Annotated in this window: 14 protein-coding genes; 7 read left to right on the forward strand and 7 right to left on the reverse strand. The window is 51.2% G+C overall.

The window, feature by feature from the left end; all coding sequences use genetic code 11:
- Positions 1–26: 26 nt before the first annotated feature.
- The 5 genes from AC4IE8_RS04445 to AC4IE8_RS04465 form a co-directional block, all read right to left on the reverse strand.
- On the reverse strand, positions 27–512 hold the full coding sequence (locus AC4IE8_RS04445) for an Hcp family type VI secretion system effector (protein ID WP_068993214.1): 486 nt from the start codon (positions 510–512) through the stop codon (positions 27–29).
- A 33-nt stretch (positions 513–545) separates the two neighbouring features.
- Positions 546–2042, reverse strand: coding sequence for a type VI secretion system contractile sheath large subunit (gene tssC / locus AC4IE8_RS04450; RefSeq protein ID WP_068993207.1), 1497 nt, complete (start codon positions 2040–2042; stop codon positions 546–548).
- Positions 2043–2045: 3 nt separating this feature from the next.
- Positions 2046–2576, reverse strand: coding sequence for a type VI secretion system contractile sheath small subunit (tssB, locus tag AC4IE8_RS04455; RefSeq protein WP_068993204.1), 531 nt, complete (start codon positions 2574–2576; stop codon positions 2046–2048).
- Between the two features lie 80 nt (positions 2577–2656).
- The gene (tssA, locus tag AC4IE8_RS04460; protein WP_068993199.1) at positions 2657–3685 is read right to left on the reverse strand and encodes a type VI secretion system protein TssA; all 1029 of its coding nucleotides are present in this window, start codon (positions 3683–3685) and stop codon (positions 2657–2659) included.
- Between the two features lie 323 nt (positions 3686–4008).
- A complete protein-coding gene (locus AC4IE8_RS04465; protein WP_068993196.1) occupies positions 4009–5400 on the reverse strand; it encodes a type VI secretion system contractile sheath domain-containing protein in 1392 nt (463 codons plus the stop codon).
- Between the two features lie 381 nt (positions 5401–5781).
- On the opposite strand from AC4IE8_RS04465, the gene AC4IE8_RS04470 reads away from it, so the two are divergent.
- From AC4IE8_RS04470 to AC4IE8_RS04495, 6 genes are all read left to right on the forward strand, one after another.
- A complete protein-coding gene (locus AC4IE8_RS04470; protein ID WP_068993193.1) occupies positions 5782–7968 on the forward strand; it encodes a type VI secretion system Vgr family protein in 2187 nt (728 codons plus the stop codon).
- 52 nt (positions 7969–8020) lie between these two features.
- Positions 8021–8497 (forward strand): DUF6484 domain-containing protein, encoded by a 477-nt coding sequence (locus tag AC4IE8_RS04475; RefSeq protein ID WP_490790413.1) that lies wholly within the window; start codon positions 8021–8023, stop codon positions 8495–8497.
- A 112-nt stretch (positions 8498–8609) separates the two neighbouring features.
- Positions 8610–9845, forward strand: a complete 1236-nt coding sequence (locus AC4IE8_RS04480; RefSeq protein WP_068993186.1) for a TIGR02270 family protein — start codon at positions 8610–8612, stop codon at positions 9843–9845.
- A gap of 24 nt (positions 9846–9869) precedes the next feature.
- Positions 9870–10028 carry a hypothetical protein gene (locus tag AC4IE8_RS04485; RefSeq protein ID WP_490790414.1) on the forward strand — a complete coding sequence of 53 codons (159 nt, stop codon included), beginning with the start codon at positions 9870–9872 and terminating at the stop codon, positions 10026–10028.
- 157 nt (positions 10029–10185) lie between these two features.
- Complete coding sequence (locus AC4IE8_RS04490) at positions 10186–10815, forward strand: DUF922 domain-containing protein (RefSeq protein ID WP_490790415.1); 630 nt, start codon at positions 10186–10188, stop codon at positions 10813–10815.
- Between the two features lie 346 nt (positions 10816–11161).
- Positions 11162–12541, forward strand: a complete 1380-nt coding sequence (locus AC4IE8_RS04495; RefSeq protein WP_490790416.1) for an autotransporter outer membrane beta-barrel domain-containing protein — start codon at positions 11162–11164, stop codon at positions 12539–12541.
- Between the two features lie 56 nt (positions 12542–12597).
- Here the strand turns inward: AC4IE8_RS04495 and AC4IE8_RS04500 are convergent, their stop codons facing one another.
- Positions 12598–13086, reverse strand: a complete 489-nt coding sequence (locus tag AC4IE8_RS04500) for a GNAT family N-acetyltransferase (RefSeq protein ID WP_068993177.1) — start codon at positions 13084–13086, stop codon at positions 12598–12600.
- A 215-nt stretch (positions 13087–13301) separates the two neighbouring features.
- On the opposite strand from AC4IE8_RS04500, the gene AC4IE8_RS04505 reads away from it, so the two are divergent.
- Positions 13302–14057, forward strand: a complete 756-nt coding sequence (locus tag AC4IE8_RS04505) for a YkgJ family cysteine cluster protein (protein WP_068993174.1) — start codon at positions 13302–13304, stop codon at positions 14055–14057.
- A gap of 72 nt (positions 14058–14129) precedes the next feature.
- Here AC4IE8_RS04505 and AC4IE8_RS04510 read toward each other — a convergent pair whose 3' ends face one another.
- Positions 14130–16820 carry a choice-of-anchor D domain-containing protein gene (locus AC4IE8_RS04510; protein WP_490790417.1) on the reverse strand — a complete coding sequence of 897 codons (2691 nt, stop codon included), beginning with the start codon at positions 16818–16820 and terminating at the stop codon, positions 14130–14132.
- Positions 16821–16863: the final 43 nt, after the last annotated feature.

A 16863-nucleotide genomic window follows, 5' to 3' on the forward strand; every position in this document is an offset into this window, starting at 1 on the left:
TGTTGAAGCATTGTCCTGCGCAAGAATCAATCCTGCTTGTTGGTTTCCAAGTTCCAGGTTCTGTCAGTAGAACCACCAGGTTTACCGTCTTGCCCCAGTTCTGTGTACTCCCATTTGATTTTGCCATAGGCGAAGCTTACGGTTTCAATAGGCTTGATGTCACCTTTACTGCAGGTGGGCATGACCGCCTGAACGATGATGTTTTCCATGGTGTATTTCATGAAAATATGCTTGTCTCCGGCGGCTTCGCAAAGATGGACTTCAATCTTCGGAATGTGCTCACCCTTGGCACACTTGATGTTCAGATCGGGTGTGCCTTTATCGATCTCCTTCATTGCGGTAAACGGTTCGAAATCGGCTCGTCCACCAGTACGACCACCCGTGCCGCTGGCACCGGACGTCGGTTGTGTCACGCCGTGACTGATACTAACCAGTTCAATCCAGCCTTTGTGTTGGTCATCGGTACTTTCGCCATCGATGCCATCAATCTTCATAAACATATCAACTGCCATGATTTATTCCTCCAATAAGTGAGATTTTTGGACCTAAGCTGTTTTTTCGGATGGCAGCTTAGAGACCAGACGTAACGAGACTGTCAAACCTTCCAATTGATAGTGGGGCCGCAGGAAAAACTTTGAAGTGTAATATCCTGGATTCCCCTCAACTTCAGCGACAACCACTTCAGCCGCTGCCAGCGGTTTACGTGCTTTGTCTTCTTCTGAAGCTGTCGCCGGGTTCGGTTCGACATAGTTCATAATCCATTTGTTTAGCCATTTTTCCATGTCATCACGCTCTTTGAATGAGCCTATCTTGTCACGCACAATACATTTCAAGTAGTGTGCGAAGCGGCAACTGGCGAACAGATAGGGCAATCGGGCAGCTAAATTTGCATTGGCTGTTGCGTCAGGATCGTCATATTCCGATGGTTTTTGTAGTGATTGCGCGCCGATAAAGGCGGCAAAGTCGGAATTCTTACGGTGCAACAATGGCATGAAGCCATTTTTTGCCAATTCGGCCTCACGTCGATCGGAAATTGCGATCTCTGTGGGACATTTCATATCCACACCACCGTCATCGGTGGGGAAAGTGTGAGTCGGCAATCCTTCGACGGCACCGCCTGACTCCACACCGCGGATTCTTGTTGTCCAACCATACAGCTTAAAGGCCCGGTTGATATTGACGGCCATGGCATAAGCTGAGTTGGACCAGGTGTACTTGTTGTGATCTGCTCCTTCCGTGTCTTCTTCGAAGTCGAACTCTTCCACCGGGTCGGTCTTGGCCCCATAGGGAAGGCGAGAGAGAAATCTCGGCATCGCCAGACCGATGTAACGGGAGTCGTCGGACTCTCTGAGAGAACGCCAGGATGCGAACTCCGGTGTCTGAAATATTTTGGTCAGGTCCCTTGGGTTTGACAGTTCCTGCCAGGAATCCATCTGCATCACTGTAGGCGCTGCACCAGCGATAAACGGGGCATGTGCAGATGCGGCAATTTGTGCCATGCCATTGAGCAGCTCAACATCCGGTGGCGAATGATCGAAATGGTAGTCTCCTACCAGGCAACCATAAGGTTCACCACCAAACTGACCATACTCTTCCTCATAGACCTTTTTGAATAATGGGCTTTGGTCCCAGGCTGTACCTTTGAACTTTTTCAGGTTTTTGCCCAGCTCTTTTTTCGAGATGTTCATCACCCTGATCTTCAGCATCTCATCGGTCTCGGTGTTATTGACCAGATGGTGCAGGCCGCGCCAGCTGCCTTCGAGTTGCTGAAAATCCTCATGATGGAGGATCAGGTTGACCTGCTCGGTGAGCTTTTTGTCGATTTCGGCAATGATCCCTTCAATCGTCTCAACAGCATCATCCGAGATGGTGCCGGACTCTTTCAGGACCTGCTCAGCAAGGGTTTGTACCGCACTGGTAACGGCTTCCTTGGTGCGCTCGGTTTTCGGTTTGAACTCTTGTTGCAACAGCGCTGAAAATTCATCCGGTGCTACACTCTCTGCCGCTTCGCCCGCTGTTTGTTGGGTATCTGTTTCAGCCATGTTTTACTCCTCGCCGGTTGAATCTTCAGATGATGCATCGTCTGCGTTGGGAGAAGATGCCAGGGACTGAAGCAGGGTTGGATCGTTCAAAGCTTTGGTAATCAGCTCTTCCGCACCGGCCTTGCCATCCATATAGGTCAGCAGGTTGGCCAGTTGAGTACGTGCATCCAGCAGTTGGCGTAGCGCACCGACCTTTTTGGCGACCGCAGCGGGTGAAAAGTCATCCATACTTTCAAAGGTGATATCGACACTGATGTTGCCCTCTCCGGTCAGTGTGTTGGGCACCCTGAACGCGGTACGGGGTTTCATGGCTTTGAGTCGCTCATCGAAGTTGTCCACATCGATTTCCAGCATCTTGCGATCAGCGACGGGGGGTAGCGCCTCTTCGGGTTTTCCCGAGAGGTCTGCCATAACGCCCATGATAAAGGGCAACTGAATCACTTTTTCAGCACCATAGAGCTCCACGTCATACTCTATCTGTACCCGGGGGGCTCGGTTTCGGGCTACGAACTTCTGGCTGCTCTCTTTTGCCACGGTCTACCTCTCTTTAATGTGCTCTGTACCTTAATCGGTATGTTTGTTATCTAATTAGGGCTTATGCCCGGATCCTCAATCTATCTATCTTCCTGTTTCCACAGGAAATCAAAATGTGAAGAACCACCTGGCGCCAAGTCCTGGACAATTTCATAAAAGTCCATTTTTACCAGTCGCTTCGCCCGGTCAAGTAGCAGTGGGATCGGGCTGGAGGGCTCATTTTTCTCGTAATATTGAGTAATACGCTCAAGTGTCTTGATTACGTCATCGCGATTGTTGATCGTACCAGGGGCGGCCGGTTGGTTCTGCGCCGCTCCAGCAGAACCGTCAGCTGCGGCTTCTGATGCCTCGGAGGCACTCTCCAGGCCACAGCGTTGTGCCACTTCATTGGCAATCTCCTTCAATAGCTCAACAAGGGCGTTGAGATTCGGTGCCTGGTCAACACCGACCAGTTCATTCAGGCGGGATTCGATACCCACCACGGCCTCTGCTGATGCGGTGATCAGGTCCAGCGTCTGTTGGTTATCTTCATCGCTGGACTCCCGGAAAGCCGCATCGATCTGGTCGAGAGAGAGCTCCTGTGAATCGCCTTCAGAGGTTTGTAGATTACCGCTGGCGAGCTGTATATCCCTGTAACTGAATTTTCCCATGATAGTGGATGAGACCACGGGGATCTTATTAATGCCGGCCAGGTAGTCGAAGGGATCGCAGATATTGATCAGGGTATTGATTCTCAATGTTGGATCGTTATCGTCATCCGGATCGAGTTGGGGATGGACTGAATCCCAGTACCCATCCAGATAGCCTTTGACCAGTGCCAGGCCATCGGCCAGGCCATTGAAGCCGTCGGTATGAATCAGTGCCCGGGTCAGATGAATGGCAGCTCGCAGATCTCTGCTCTTGCTCGCCACTTCGAGCGACTTTTTCTTCAGCTCCCGCCAATCCGGGTCTTCGGCAGGTATGATGGTATCGCCGAACTGCTGCTCCTCTTTACCCTCGGCAGCTCTTTCCATCTCTCCAAACAGGGGGTCGTACTCTAAATCGGAACCGGCTGGCTCATCATCAGATACTGCACTGAGAAGTTGGTCTAGATCGAGTGTACCAGTCAAGCCTTCATCCCCCGTGGGTTAGCACAATAATGCCTCTGCAAACCTGAAACTGAGTTGATATATAAAGTAAACATACCTGTCTAACTTATGTTTTGGTTATTGTTGCCTGACTCCAACTCGGTCGGTCAGGTTGTTTCGTTTTGTGATCTCACCCTTTCATTGGGTAGGTTTAGCACAAAACCCTTGTACTTGATACTACACGATAAATAAGTGAACACTAGTGAAATAATACCAAGCTATGTTGTTGATACTACCCCCAATACTGATTAGCTCATCGACTCCCTGGCATTATGATTTATTGTCGGCGATCAGCATAGCAACGATTATAGTCGTCGGTACCAGGGTATCCTGACCTGATTACTGCGTCGACTGCCTACGATTGGCACCAGCCCAAGCTCAACCAGAGCTTCCAGTTGTTTATCCGTAAACAGGCTTTCTGTACAAGGTTGCAGGTGGCTTTCATGCGCTTTGCGATAGGCGAAGGAGGGGCAATCGGCGAGTGCCGCAGGGTCCTGTTGCCGCTCCGACTGATTATCTGCTGCCAACTGGATGGCCAATGCAAAAGCGGGATTGCCCCAAAGCAGTTGATCACTGCACCATTCAGCATCAAGCTCTTCAAACTGAAATGATTCCACAGGATCATACTGTTCGCCATAGGGCAGGCGCATCAAAATCCGTGGCAGCACCAGACTGACATGCGTTGCTAAACCGCTTTGTTGAAACGCTTTCCATGGCTCCAGGGCCTCAGGGCCGGATTCCGCAGAGGAGAGGAGTGGGCCTGCAGTTGCTGCCAGCAGCTGGGCATCCAGGACAGTGCCGAGTGTCGACAAGCTTTTCAGTAGATCCAAATCTTCAATTGAGGAATTAAAATAATGATCGCATATTAGAATAAACTTCTGTTCTGATGGTTGCTTTTCGCTGAAACGCTCTAATAGGGGTTGATAGTAGTCTGATTGTTTGAATCCCAGCTCGCTCTGAGTAGTGCGTTGCCACTCATTCCTGGGCAGATCAACAATGTAAACCTCATTCAATTCGTCAGATTCCAGGCTGCGAACAAGCCAATCCAGACCACGCCAGTTCGACTCCAGGGTTTGAAACTCGGAATGGTGGATGACTTTTTTGAGCAGACTGCCATGGGACTCACTGTGATCAGCATCCTGCTCAGAACTCTCTGCTGTTTGCTGCTTGAGTGAACCATTAATCAGGTGTCCAACCACTGACTCAACCACTGACCGGTTTGCCTTGGACTCACCAGCGTTTGATGATGGGGTTGTGACGGCGCCATCTCCCAGTAGTCTTGACAGAGTCTGTTGATCAGACTCCTGTGCCCCATTGGCCGCAGAACCTGCTTTCGTAACGGTTTGCTGTGGCTGATTCAACTCATCAGATGGGCTATCCTGCGATTGAGGTAGCTTATTGTGGAGCTGGTCCGGATGAAAATCATCGAGGCTGCTGAATCTGAGCTGCAGTGGGTCTGCCAACTCACTCAAGTGAATTTTCAGGCAAGGTTGCATCTCACTGAGTAGCTCATCGAAATTGTCGAGATCCACCTTGCGTATGCTGGGGAGTGCATTGTGTTGCGGATCGGACGAGTCCCGGTTGCCGGAAAAACAACCCAGGAGTATGAATTTCAGTCGCTGACTGTCGGTACTGCTACCATCTCCGCCGTGATGCTTTTTTCCAAGTTCAACCGATAGATTTAATCGTTGCGCCATATCGATTACACCTTAAGTAAGCTGATCCTGTCATTTAGGCAGGTCTTGAGGCTTGTGTACAGTCTCTTATCAACGCCTGATGTTTATGACTTGCAATGCCTTTGTGTGCAAAGCACAAACCACGGCAACAGGCCTGGCATTCCCCTGAGTCAGAGAGACCAGATCAACCCCTGTGACAAAGTACCGTCAGGATTTCATTGACCACAGTGGCTCTGACACACATACTTTATCTCAAATAGCTACAATTACCATCTCGATTTAGCAGTAACCAATAAAATGTTGAACCGGGGTGTTTACTCACTAGTGGTATAAGTTAAAGCCTGTTTTTCAGAAGAGAGTCTTTTTCTTTGCTATGATTGTTCGATTGGGTAGGAGTCTTGGATGGCGTTTACACAGAGTAACCGGCAATTACAGATAAAAACCCCTTTGGGTCCAGATGAACTCTTGATTCTGCGCATGGAGGCGAGAGAGGAGTTGGGGCGACTGTCTGAGTTTACTGTAGATCTGCTGAGCGACAATGAAGAGATTGCTCACGACGATCTGCTGGGTAAACAGATGACCGTGCAGATGGATCTGGTGGATGGCGGAAAACGATACTTTAATGGCTATGTCAGCCAATTCACGCAGATAGGCCATCTTGCCTTTTTTGCCCACTATCGGGCGACCCTGCGTCCCTGGCTGTGGTTTTTGACCCGTACTTCCGATTGCCGCATATTCCAGAACAAAAAAGTCCCCGATATTATCAAAGAGGTGTTTCAGGACAACGGCTTCAGCGATTTTGAAGACAAGCTGAGCGGTTCGTACCGGGAGTGGGAGTATTGTGTCCAGTATCGGGAGACGGATTTCAATTTCATCAGTCGGCTGATGGAACAGGAAGGCATCTACTACTACTTCGCCCATGTGGATGGCAAGCATACCCTGGTGCTGTGTGACGGGTACAGTTCACACAGTCCTCTCGAAGCTTATGCAGAGATTCCTTATCTGCCGCAAAGCGAACAGGGAAGTACCCGCTGGAAAGACTATATCCACGCCTGGAAATTTACCAAATCCGTGCAACCGGGCAGTTTCGCCCATACGGATTACAACTTCACCAAACCCAAATCGGATCTGTTTGCCACTGCGCCACTGCCCAGAAGTCATGCCCATGCCGAGTATGAGATCTACGACTATCCGGGTGAATACGAAGAGTCAGGCGATGGAGACAGTTACGCCCGTCAGCGAATTGAAGAGCTCCAGAGCGCTCACGAAGTGCTCGAAGGGGAGGCGATTGCAAGAGGGGTCGCCAGCGGTGGACTGTTTACCCTGATTGAACATCCCCGGGGTGATCAGAACAGGGAATATCTGATTACTGGAACCACCTGTATCCTCCATTCCGATGCCTTTGAAACAGTGCCGGAAGTTGCCGAAGAACCAATCTTCACCTGTGAATTGAAGTGTTCTGTGAGCAAGGACAATTACCGCAGTATCCGTAGCACTCCGAAACCGATTGTCCAGGGTCCACAGACCGCTGTGGTTGTGGGCAAGGCCGGTGAAGAGATCTATACGGATGAGTATGGGCGGGTGAAGCTTCAGTTTCACTGGGACCGCTACGGGGGCAGTGATGAGAACAGCTCCTGCTGGGTAAGGGTATCCCAGGTCTGGGCGGGTAAAAACTGGGGTGCCATGCATATTCCGCGGATTGGCCAGGAAGTGGTGGTGGAGTTCCTTGAAGGGGATCCTGATCGCCCGATTGTCACCGGACGGGTCTACAACGCCGATCAGATGCCGCCCTATGGGCTGCCTGCGAATATGACCCAGAGCGGTATTAAGAGTCGCAGTACCAAGGGTGGATCAGGTGAGAACTTCAACGAGATCCGCTTTGAGGACAAGAAGGGGGATGAGCAGGTCTACATCCATGCGGAAAAGAACCAGGACAATGTGGTAGAGAACAATGAGACCACCAGTGTTGGCGTCAACCGCAGTGAGACCGTCGGCAATGATGAAACCATCAATATAGGCAACGATCGGACTGAAACGGTCGGCAACAATGAAGATATAACCATTGGCGTCAATCGGACCGAAACCGTAGGCAGCAATGAAACTGTCTCCATCGGCAGTAATCGCAGCGTCAATATAGGCAGTAACAAGAGTGAAACCGTAGGGATTAACAAGACTGAAACCATCGGTGCCGCCAAAGCACTCACCATCGGTGCCGGATATCAGGTGACGGTCGGTGCCGGGATGAACGAGACCGTCGGTGCCTCCAAGGCAATGCAGGTTGCAGCAAATGTCAGTGAGGATATCGGTGGTGGCCATGGTGTCAATGTCGGCAAGGATCAGAGTGTCACTGTCGGCAAGAACCAAGCCGTTACGATCGGTGAAGATGGTTCGATCACAGTGGGTAAGAATCTGGTGATCGAGGCGGGTGATTCGATCACGATCAAGACAGGCAAGGCATCCATCACCATGAAAAAAGATGGCACGATTGCTATTCAGGGTAAGGATATATCAGTCAAAGGGTCTGGTGCGGTCAATGTTAAAGCCTCTAAAAATGTTGTTGTGAAGGGCAAGAAGATCTTGCAGAACTAATTCGATCAGTTTTTCAAATGATGCAAAATGACAATACGTGGAGGGTGGATACATGCCCAAACAGAAAGATGAGTTAGAGCCAATCTCAAAACCCCGTAACCAAGCAGCAAAACTCGATGGTGTGGTGATCGGTATTCTTACCGGATTGAATCAACAGCGTGAACCACTGGTTGTCTATCCGGGGAATCCGAACAGCGAGAGCACAGTTGCCAAATCCACGATTCAATTCAGTGAAGAGGATTTCGGTTGCGAGGTTGCTCTACTGTTCGAAAATGGTGATCCGTTGAAACCCATGGTTATCGGGCGTATTCAACACCCCGAACGCAAAAACAGCGAGGCTAAAGAGCAGTTTGCCGAGATCGATGGTGAACGCCTGGTGCTTTCAGCCGAGCGGGAGATTGTCCTGAAATGTGGCAAATCAAGTATTACGTTGACTCGTTCCGGAAAAATCATACTCAGGGGCAACTACCTTTTGAGCCGCTCTTCTGGAGTCAATCGTATTAAAGGCGGATCGGTGCAGATTAACTGATGCATGGTGAAACCAATTCTGAGCATACTCAGTCAGCAGAGTGGACGACTTTCACCATACCAGCCTTGCGGATAAGCGACAGTCCGAAAATAAATAGAATAGTGAAATTCCAGTGATTATCGAACATATTGTCTCGCAGCATGCGGAGGAGTCAGCCTTCCTGTGGCTGCTTCGCGACTCAGCCATACGCGAGCCACACTATGATCTTGCCGATCTTAAGGAGTTGGAATCGAGGGTATCGGCCCATTTGGACGGACTCCATGTGGCCGGATCTGAAGCCTGGCCATTCTGTGAGGCTGGGCTCAATCAGGCAGAATCCGGTGAGGTTTTTACAGCGGCTTACGTGGCGCTGGACCAGGCTAGCAATGAATGGCTGGAGCAGACTCTGGCTGTAGTCGCCGAAACCCCGGAAACCCTCAGGGGGCTGGTCTCCGCTTTGGGTTGGCTGCCACAGGAGAAACTGCAGGGCTTTGTCGTCAACTGGTTGAAATCCGATCAACCGCTGAATCGGTTGATCGGGCTTTGTGCCTGTTCCATACAGCGTGTGGATTGTGGTGGATATCTGAAGCAGGGAATAGAGGACAGTGATGTTTCAGTCTGTTCAAGAGCGCTACGCAACGTGGGTGAGATCAGACGCCGGGATCTGTTGCCTCTGGTCATTGAACAGTTGAATAATGAGGATCCATCCTGTCGATTCTGGGCCGCCTGGTCAGCAACCCTGTTAGGTGATGAGAAAGGATTGAGTAGGTTAAGTGAATTTTATAGCGAAGCCAGTGATTTTCAGCACCGTGCACTGTCACTCGGTCTTCGTGTGATGGATAGGGAGCTGGCAGTCAACTGGGTTCGTGAGCATGCCAAAACGGAAGGCTATGAGCGGGCGATCATCGAGGCGATCGCCACCATCGGGGATCCGGTTAGCATCCCCTGGCTGATCACGATGATGGATAAACCTGAGTACAGTCGATTGGCAGCTGAATCCTTCGCGGCGATTACCGGTCTGGATCTGGCTTATCAGGATATGGATACAGACCAGCCGGCCGGGTTTGAATCCGGACCAACTGAAAACCCCGCTGACGAAGAGGTCGCCCTGGATCCGGATGAAGAACTGGTCTGGCCGGATCAACAGAAGATCAGTGATTGGTGGAGCAGTCAACAGGGCAGATTCAATGCAGGAGGACGATATTTAAATGGTGCACAAATTACCCGGGAGCAGTGTATTGAGGTGCTGAAAAAAGGCTATCAGCGTCAACGACGTGCAGCGGCAATGGAGCTGGCGATTTTTGATCAGCAGCAGCCTCTGTTCAATACCTCGGCCACTGCGATTCGCCAGTCTCAACTGCTCAAATGAGAAGCTAAGGCGATGGCATTCTGGATGCCCATAATTATCGCCGCTCTGGCAGTGCTCAATGGTCTGCTGGCGATCTACAGTTATACGCAGTATCAGTCCTGGGGCCATCCGGCGGTCAAGGCCCGCATCAGAGTGACCGGTGTGATGCTTCTGGTCAGTCTGTTTTTATTTATCTATCTCTAACCACGTGTTGAACAACTCATGAATCGATATTTTGCCGTCAAAATGGACCACTTCAACCTAGCAGAATCCGGTGATCTCTCAATCATGAAGTGGCACATATTGATCAGCACACTAACTGTTCTGAATCTGTTCAGCGCTTAATCAATGTGACTTTGCCATGTGTGATACCCCATCGCCTGCCCGTAGAAATCGACCGGTAGCCAGCGGCGCCAATCCGGATACACCCCATGCCGGTTTTACTGCAGCACAGCCTGCAGGAGGGGGGACAACACCTCAGGGTGGTCCACGACTTAGCGGTTGGCCCAGACAGCTCACCTGGTCAGATTTCACGGATATTCAGAATCGTCCGAGGGGAGAATCAGAAGATGCGACCATTGCAATGGCAATGCGTCCAGGCAGTTTGCGATTTCTGGAAGAGGGTGGTCAGCACAGATTGGGGGATGTAGCGTTTCAAATGGTCTTGAATGAGGGCGGTACCTGGGTGGTTGCTTCGGCCAAGACTGCAGAACTTTTACGGCATGAACAGGGTCATTATGACATTGTCGGGCTCTGCTATCGGGATATGGTAAATGAAATCAGGGCATTGAGAGAACGTTCCCGAAACCGCTTGGTACGTGCGATACGCCGGGTGATGAGTAGTCATGATCGACGTGCTGACAGCCTGACAAGAGATTATGATTCCGAGCAACAGACCAACCACGGCCGTAACAGCGCCAGACAACAGGCCTGGTCGCGACAGATTGAGAGCTGCCGCCGAAGCGGCGCCAGGATGACAGTCCCTGATTGAGCGGCGTATTAAAGGTATTTGGTCGCTGGGTTAATCATGCCTGGTCAGTCATCATATCCCTTGACTGAACAAGGGTTATCCCTGCTTGGCTCTTTGTGCAGGTTGGACTATCTTTTGCGGAGGCGCTGAACAAACCATTTGAAAACCTCTGGTTAATTCACCTTTTTGTTTTACTATCGTCTGCCGGGTTCCTGAAATATCAAGCACTTGGGTTTCCGTATCTTGCGCAGTGACAGATCAAGCCGAGGTTGCTTTATCATACTAATAGACCTGGGCAGTAGATGACATCTGACAGCAAACCACTGGCAAAGGTAATGTTTTCGGCGATGAAGGAATGAGGGGAGATATGAGAAACAGAAGCGTTGCTGTTTTGGCAATGGGTCTTTGTTTTACACAGATTACCAATGCGGCTGACACCAATCTCGGCAGCTACGGACAGACACAACTGCAGCAGGATACCGGTGATTCGGTTCAGAGAACCTGTATCGGGTTCGTCATGTCAGGTGCTCTACCTGGCACAATACCCCTTTTTGATACCTGCAGCGCCATGGTTCAGACAGCCAATGAACTCTCGGATATCGGTTCGTTTGACAGCAGTCTTGGTTTGAACGCTGATGAATTGGCCGATGCCCTGCAGCAGATTGCCACAGAAGAGTATTCGGCGACTGGCACCCTGGCGAATGAGGCGGCAGGTACACGAATGGATCCTCTGATCTCGCGTCTTACGGAGTTGCGCTCAGGTTCAAGAGGGTTTTCTATCTCCGGACTGAACATCAATAACAGCGAAGCACTGGTCAACAGACCAGGTTTCCGGGAGCAAGGGGCCGGTGCCGGCGATCCTTTAATGGATAATGCGTTGAGTGGATTCGCCACCATCAATTCAGGGGTTGGCGAGAAGGATGCCAACAGTAGTTCTGCTGCTTTCGATTATGACAACTACCGCCTCACTGCAGGCGTAGACTATCGTCTCAGCGAAAACCTGGTGTTTGGCGGGGCGCTGAGTTACAACCGGATTGACACCGAATTCGATAACACCGCAACAGTTTCAGGTGGTGATCTGGAGACCGATGGATGGGGTGGCGCCTTGTACGGAAGCTTTTACAAGGATAGGTATTACCTTGACACAATGGTCAGTTACGCCACATCTGATTATGACATGGTGCGGAATATCTACATTCCATCAAATACGGCTGTTCCATCGATCAATGAATCAGCCAAAGCAACGACCGAGAGCAGTGATTATGCCTTCAGTATCGGTGGTGGATATACCATCAATCAAGGTCCCATCTCATTCGGTCCTTATGGTCGTGCAACCTATATGCGAGTCGATATCGACAGCTATGAGGAGCGTGGTGCCGATGCTTCCGGCTTGAATTTTTCAGTCAATGATCAGGAATGGACCTCGTTGACCTCAGTCCTGGGAGCGGAATTCTCCTATGCGATCAGCAGTCAACAGGCGGTGATTATTCCCCAGGCCAGATTAGGCTGGGTCCATCAGTTTGAGAATGATCAGAGCGAAGTAACCGCGAATTATATCAATGATCCCCGCAATAACCAGTTCAGAGTCCTTACAAGCGAGCCTGACAGAAACTATTTCGAGCTGAATTTGAGCGTCTCTTCCGTGTTGCAGGATGGTCTGCAGCTGTTCGTCAACTATGACACACTGCTTGGACTGGAAGATCTGACCGATCATCAATTCACCTTGGGTGGGCGTTTGGAATTCTAGTGCCTGTTAGCCCGAATCCAATGACACCCAACTGCTCAGTGGTTGCTTAAGATCAGTCAATCCTTCATCAGCGTTTTAGTCATGCGATAGAGACCTGGGTCAGAGTCGGGTATCTCAATGACAGGGGCAATTCTACGATAGAAGTCGCTTGAACTTGGCATGCCGACGATTGCATAGCCATAGCCTTTCAGATGCATCTCCTGTAGGCAGCTAAGTGTCAATCGCCGCCCAACTCCCTGGCCTTTCGCAGCTTCAGTGACGCCCAAAGGCCCAAAGTAACCCAAAGCTGTTGCATCATAACAGGCAAAACCGATTATCGAGGTGTGTTGTTGCGCGATATAGCAGGAGCAGGGGGTGTTAGCCAGTGCGGTTTCAATTTCACTTAACCAAACATCGGGATAGTGTTGTTGTGCCCATTCGATCAGCAGTCGTCGGTCAGTTCCGATCGGTTTACGCACAGTGATATCTGGATTTATGTTGTTCGATACCAATAACTGGTCAAAATTCATCTCATAGAGCTTGATGAGAAGATCATTGTTTGCCATCAAAACTATCTCATTTAAGGCTTGATTCAGTTTTCAAGAAGCAGTAGCTTCCTGTTATCGATTTGGCATCAATAGAGATCACTCTCAGGGCATCAGGACATGGTCTTGAACAGGATCTGGTGCGCAGGAAATTGTTGATACCGAGTTTCATCATTAGCATAGCGGAAAAATCCGATCATCCAACTGCTCTAAGAATCAGATAAAGGGTTGAAACATTGAGTGAGACTAACCAATCAACTACCGAATCCATCAGCGCTGAACTGCGCATTGGTAGTGAGAATCTAAGATTTTCTGTGGAAATTACCAATGAGCCTGTGCATATTCATGATCTGCTACCATTTTTTCAACAAATCACAGACAAGGTTATCGAGATTGGTGTCAAGGAGGCTGAACAACAGGGAAAATGCATCTCCTGTAAAAAGGGTTGTGGCGCCTGCTGTTCTCAGTTGGTGCCTGTCAGTAGAGCTGAAGGTTATAAACTGCTGAATCTGATTGAATCCATGCCTGCTGAAAGGCAGCAGGTCATCCGAGCGCGTTTTGCGCAAAATATCAACGCATTGAAAGATGCGGGTATTCTTCAGATGATGGAACAGGCGGTCAATAACAACGACAGAAAGCAGTTGCGCGAAGTAGGGGTCAACTACTTCAGACTCAATCTGCCTTGCCCGTTTTTAGAAGATCAATCCTGCTCAATACATCGGGATCGTCCACTCAGTTGCCGTGAGTTTCTGGTTACCTCTGATCCCGTTCATTGTGCTGATACCAACCCGGAGACCGTTGAGAGCCTGAGCTTGCCAAAGCGCATATCACCCATCATTTACAAGATGAGCCGCGATCTCAACGAGGCAGGCAGAGGTTATCTAGCTCTGATACAGATCCTGGACAGTGCCGAGGTGCTAAGCTCGAATCAGGCCAATGAACCTGCCATCGATCTGATCAAGCAGTTCCTGCAGAATCTGACACAATCCTGAGGCCTGTAAGCAGCCCTGGCGACTGAGGGGATTTTTAGTGCCCGCCATACGGCGGGCATTTGTTTGAGTGGATCAGAACTCGCTGCGCAGACCGATGCTGATGGTATGGGCAGTCCAGTCGTCGTGGGCGAGGATGGTGCTGTAGTCGAGGAAGCCGACCACGCCGTTCTTGAACTGGGCGGAGGTGCCGAGTCTGAGTCGCAGGTAGTCCCGATCAGGGTCATCGCTTTCGATACGGATCGCCTGAGCGTTGGGATCACCGACCAGATAGGCGTTGATCACCTGGGCGTCATCCTCGAACTCATGTAACCAGTCGAGGCGGGTGTAGGGGATCAGGATGCCCCAGTCGGCGCTGTGGGTATAGGCCAACCGACCACCGAGCTTGAGGGTCAGCCAGGTCTGGTCGGTATCATCCACCCGGGTGGCCCAGCCGCCACCGTCCGCATCCGGATTGGAGACCTCCTCGGTGAAGCCGTCCACATCCGACTTGATGTACTCCAGATCGGCTCTGGGGCCGAAGCTCCAGGGGCCATTGCCGAAATCGTAGCCGGAGCCGATGAACAGGCTGAGCATGCTGCCGTCGTAGTCGGCGGAGAGCTTCTGATTTACATTGGCGAGTCCGTCGAGCTGGTAGCTGATACGACGGCTCTGATCGAAGTTATTGGCGCCATAGCCAAGCGAGAAGTCGACAAAGTAGTTCTGCTCGGCGTAGTAGGTGCCGTAGAGGTTGAGGCTGTAGCCCTGGGTGTCGATTTCGGCGGCATCGTCCTCCAGTTCGGTGGTGGTATCCACATAACCGAGCGCACCGCCGAGGATGAAGTTCGGGTTGATGCGATAGTCGAGGCCCATGGTGAGGCCGAAGGTATCGAAATCGAGGCCGGATTCCAGGTCGGTCTCATCCTTGCTGCCGGTGGCGATATCACCGGTGATGAAGAAGCCCAGCCGGCTCTCCATCAGCGGATTGTCGCTACTGGCGCCGCCGCCCCGTTGCCGATAGGCCTGGGCGATGGTATCGATGGAGAAGGGCTTGTCGTCGATCAGCAGATCGAGTCCCTGGAAGGAGATCCCGGAGGCCCCGGCACGCAGTGCGGCGATGCGTGAGCCGAGATTACGGATCTGCGCCTGTCCACCCTGCTGGGAGGCGTTGTTGGCCTGGGTCGCCGTTTCCGGGTTGACCTGGTTCAGGGCTGTGGCGGTATTGGGGTCACCACCGATGGCAGCACCGACCACGGCATTACAATCCTCCTGCAGGCGGCTTTCGAGGCGGCCGCTCGGACAGGCCTCACCGATCACCTCCGCGAGCGCGCCGAGATTGGGATTGCCGCCGGTGTAGGGATCCAGCAGGTCGGCTACCGGGTTGTCTGATGGAGCTGGACCGGAATCATCTGCGGTTCCCGATAAATTGATTCTGGATATACCTTGATTGGTATCGATTACCAGTGCGCCGGTTGCGTCCCCCATGGATTGAGGTGAAAAAACCACCTGAATATCGCAACTGCTTCCAGCTGCCAGCTCAGCGCCGCAATCATTGGTCTGGCTGAAGTCCCCCTCAGTGGAGATGCTGTTGATGCTCAGTGGTGCACTGCCCTGATTGGTCAGGGTTACCGTTTGAGGATCACTGCTGCTGTCTACAGATGCATCTGGAAAGGTGACTTCCGTATCGGATGTCACCAGTTCAGCAATCGTCCCTATGGCGGTCAAAGAGACAACCTCCATCAGGTTGTGCGTGCCATCGGTTGCATTGACTTCAAAGGAGCCGCTCAGCTCTCCCGCAGTGGTCGGAACAGCGGATACGGTAACAGTGCAACTGCTACTGGGGTTCAGGGTGGTAGGACAATCGTTGGTTTCTGTAAAATCACCGCTGAGTGAGAGGCTGATTTCAGACAAGGTGGTGTTGCCCTGGTTGCTGATCGTGATGTTCTGTCCATCACTCGTAGTGCCGACTGGTGTGTCGCTAAAACTCAGACTCGTGGGATTGACTTCAATTTGTGAGACCAAAGCAGCCAGTCCGACAGCGGTCAGTGAGGTTACCGAGCTGGTGGGGCCTTGTGGACCAGACCCACTGGCGGTCAGGGAACCTGCAATGTCACCGGTTGATGAGGGGGAAACTCTCACCATAATGGTGCAATTGGCACCGGCAGCCAAAGATACCGGGCAGTCGTTTGTCTGGGAGAATTGAGGTGTGGTGCTTATCCCTTCAATAGAGACTGCTGCGTTACCGGAGTTGCTTAATGAAACCGATTGAGTGCTACTGCTGTTGCCTACATTAATGGCACCAAAATCAAGATTATTGCTCCCAAGTACCAGATCGCCACGGATACCGACACCAGTCAGAGGGACAGAAGGGGCAATAGGGAGATAACTTGCCCCCAATACAATCGAGCGATCAAAGCCTGTGATGTTGATTGATCCGCTTCTAATACCAGTGGTGGATGGGGTTAGCGTAGCCGTGATGGTACAACTGGTCAGCTCATCGAGCAGCACGGGTGACATCGGACAGTTGTGGGTAATGGTGTAGTCACCGGTAGCTGTGATCGATGTGAACTCAATAGCGGCTGTTGAATTGTCGTTGTTGAAAGTTACGCTCATCGGTGTACTGGCAACACCCACTCCGACATCGCCGAAGTCGAGTGAACCAGGGGCAATGGAATAGATTGCGGATGCCCCCATTGAGTACAGCAGCAGGAGTGTGGCGATCAGACACTTCTGCCACTTCGAAATAGACCAGCGCTGCACAGTTACTGCATTACCAAGGTAAAACATCAAGACTCTCCCCGATTTGATTATTCGTTATCAATCTAAGGAA

Source organism: Candidatus Thiodiazotropha sp. AKAK2, from assembly GCF_058244685.1.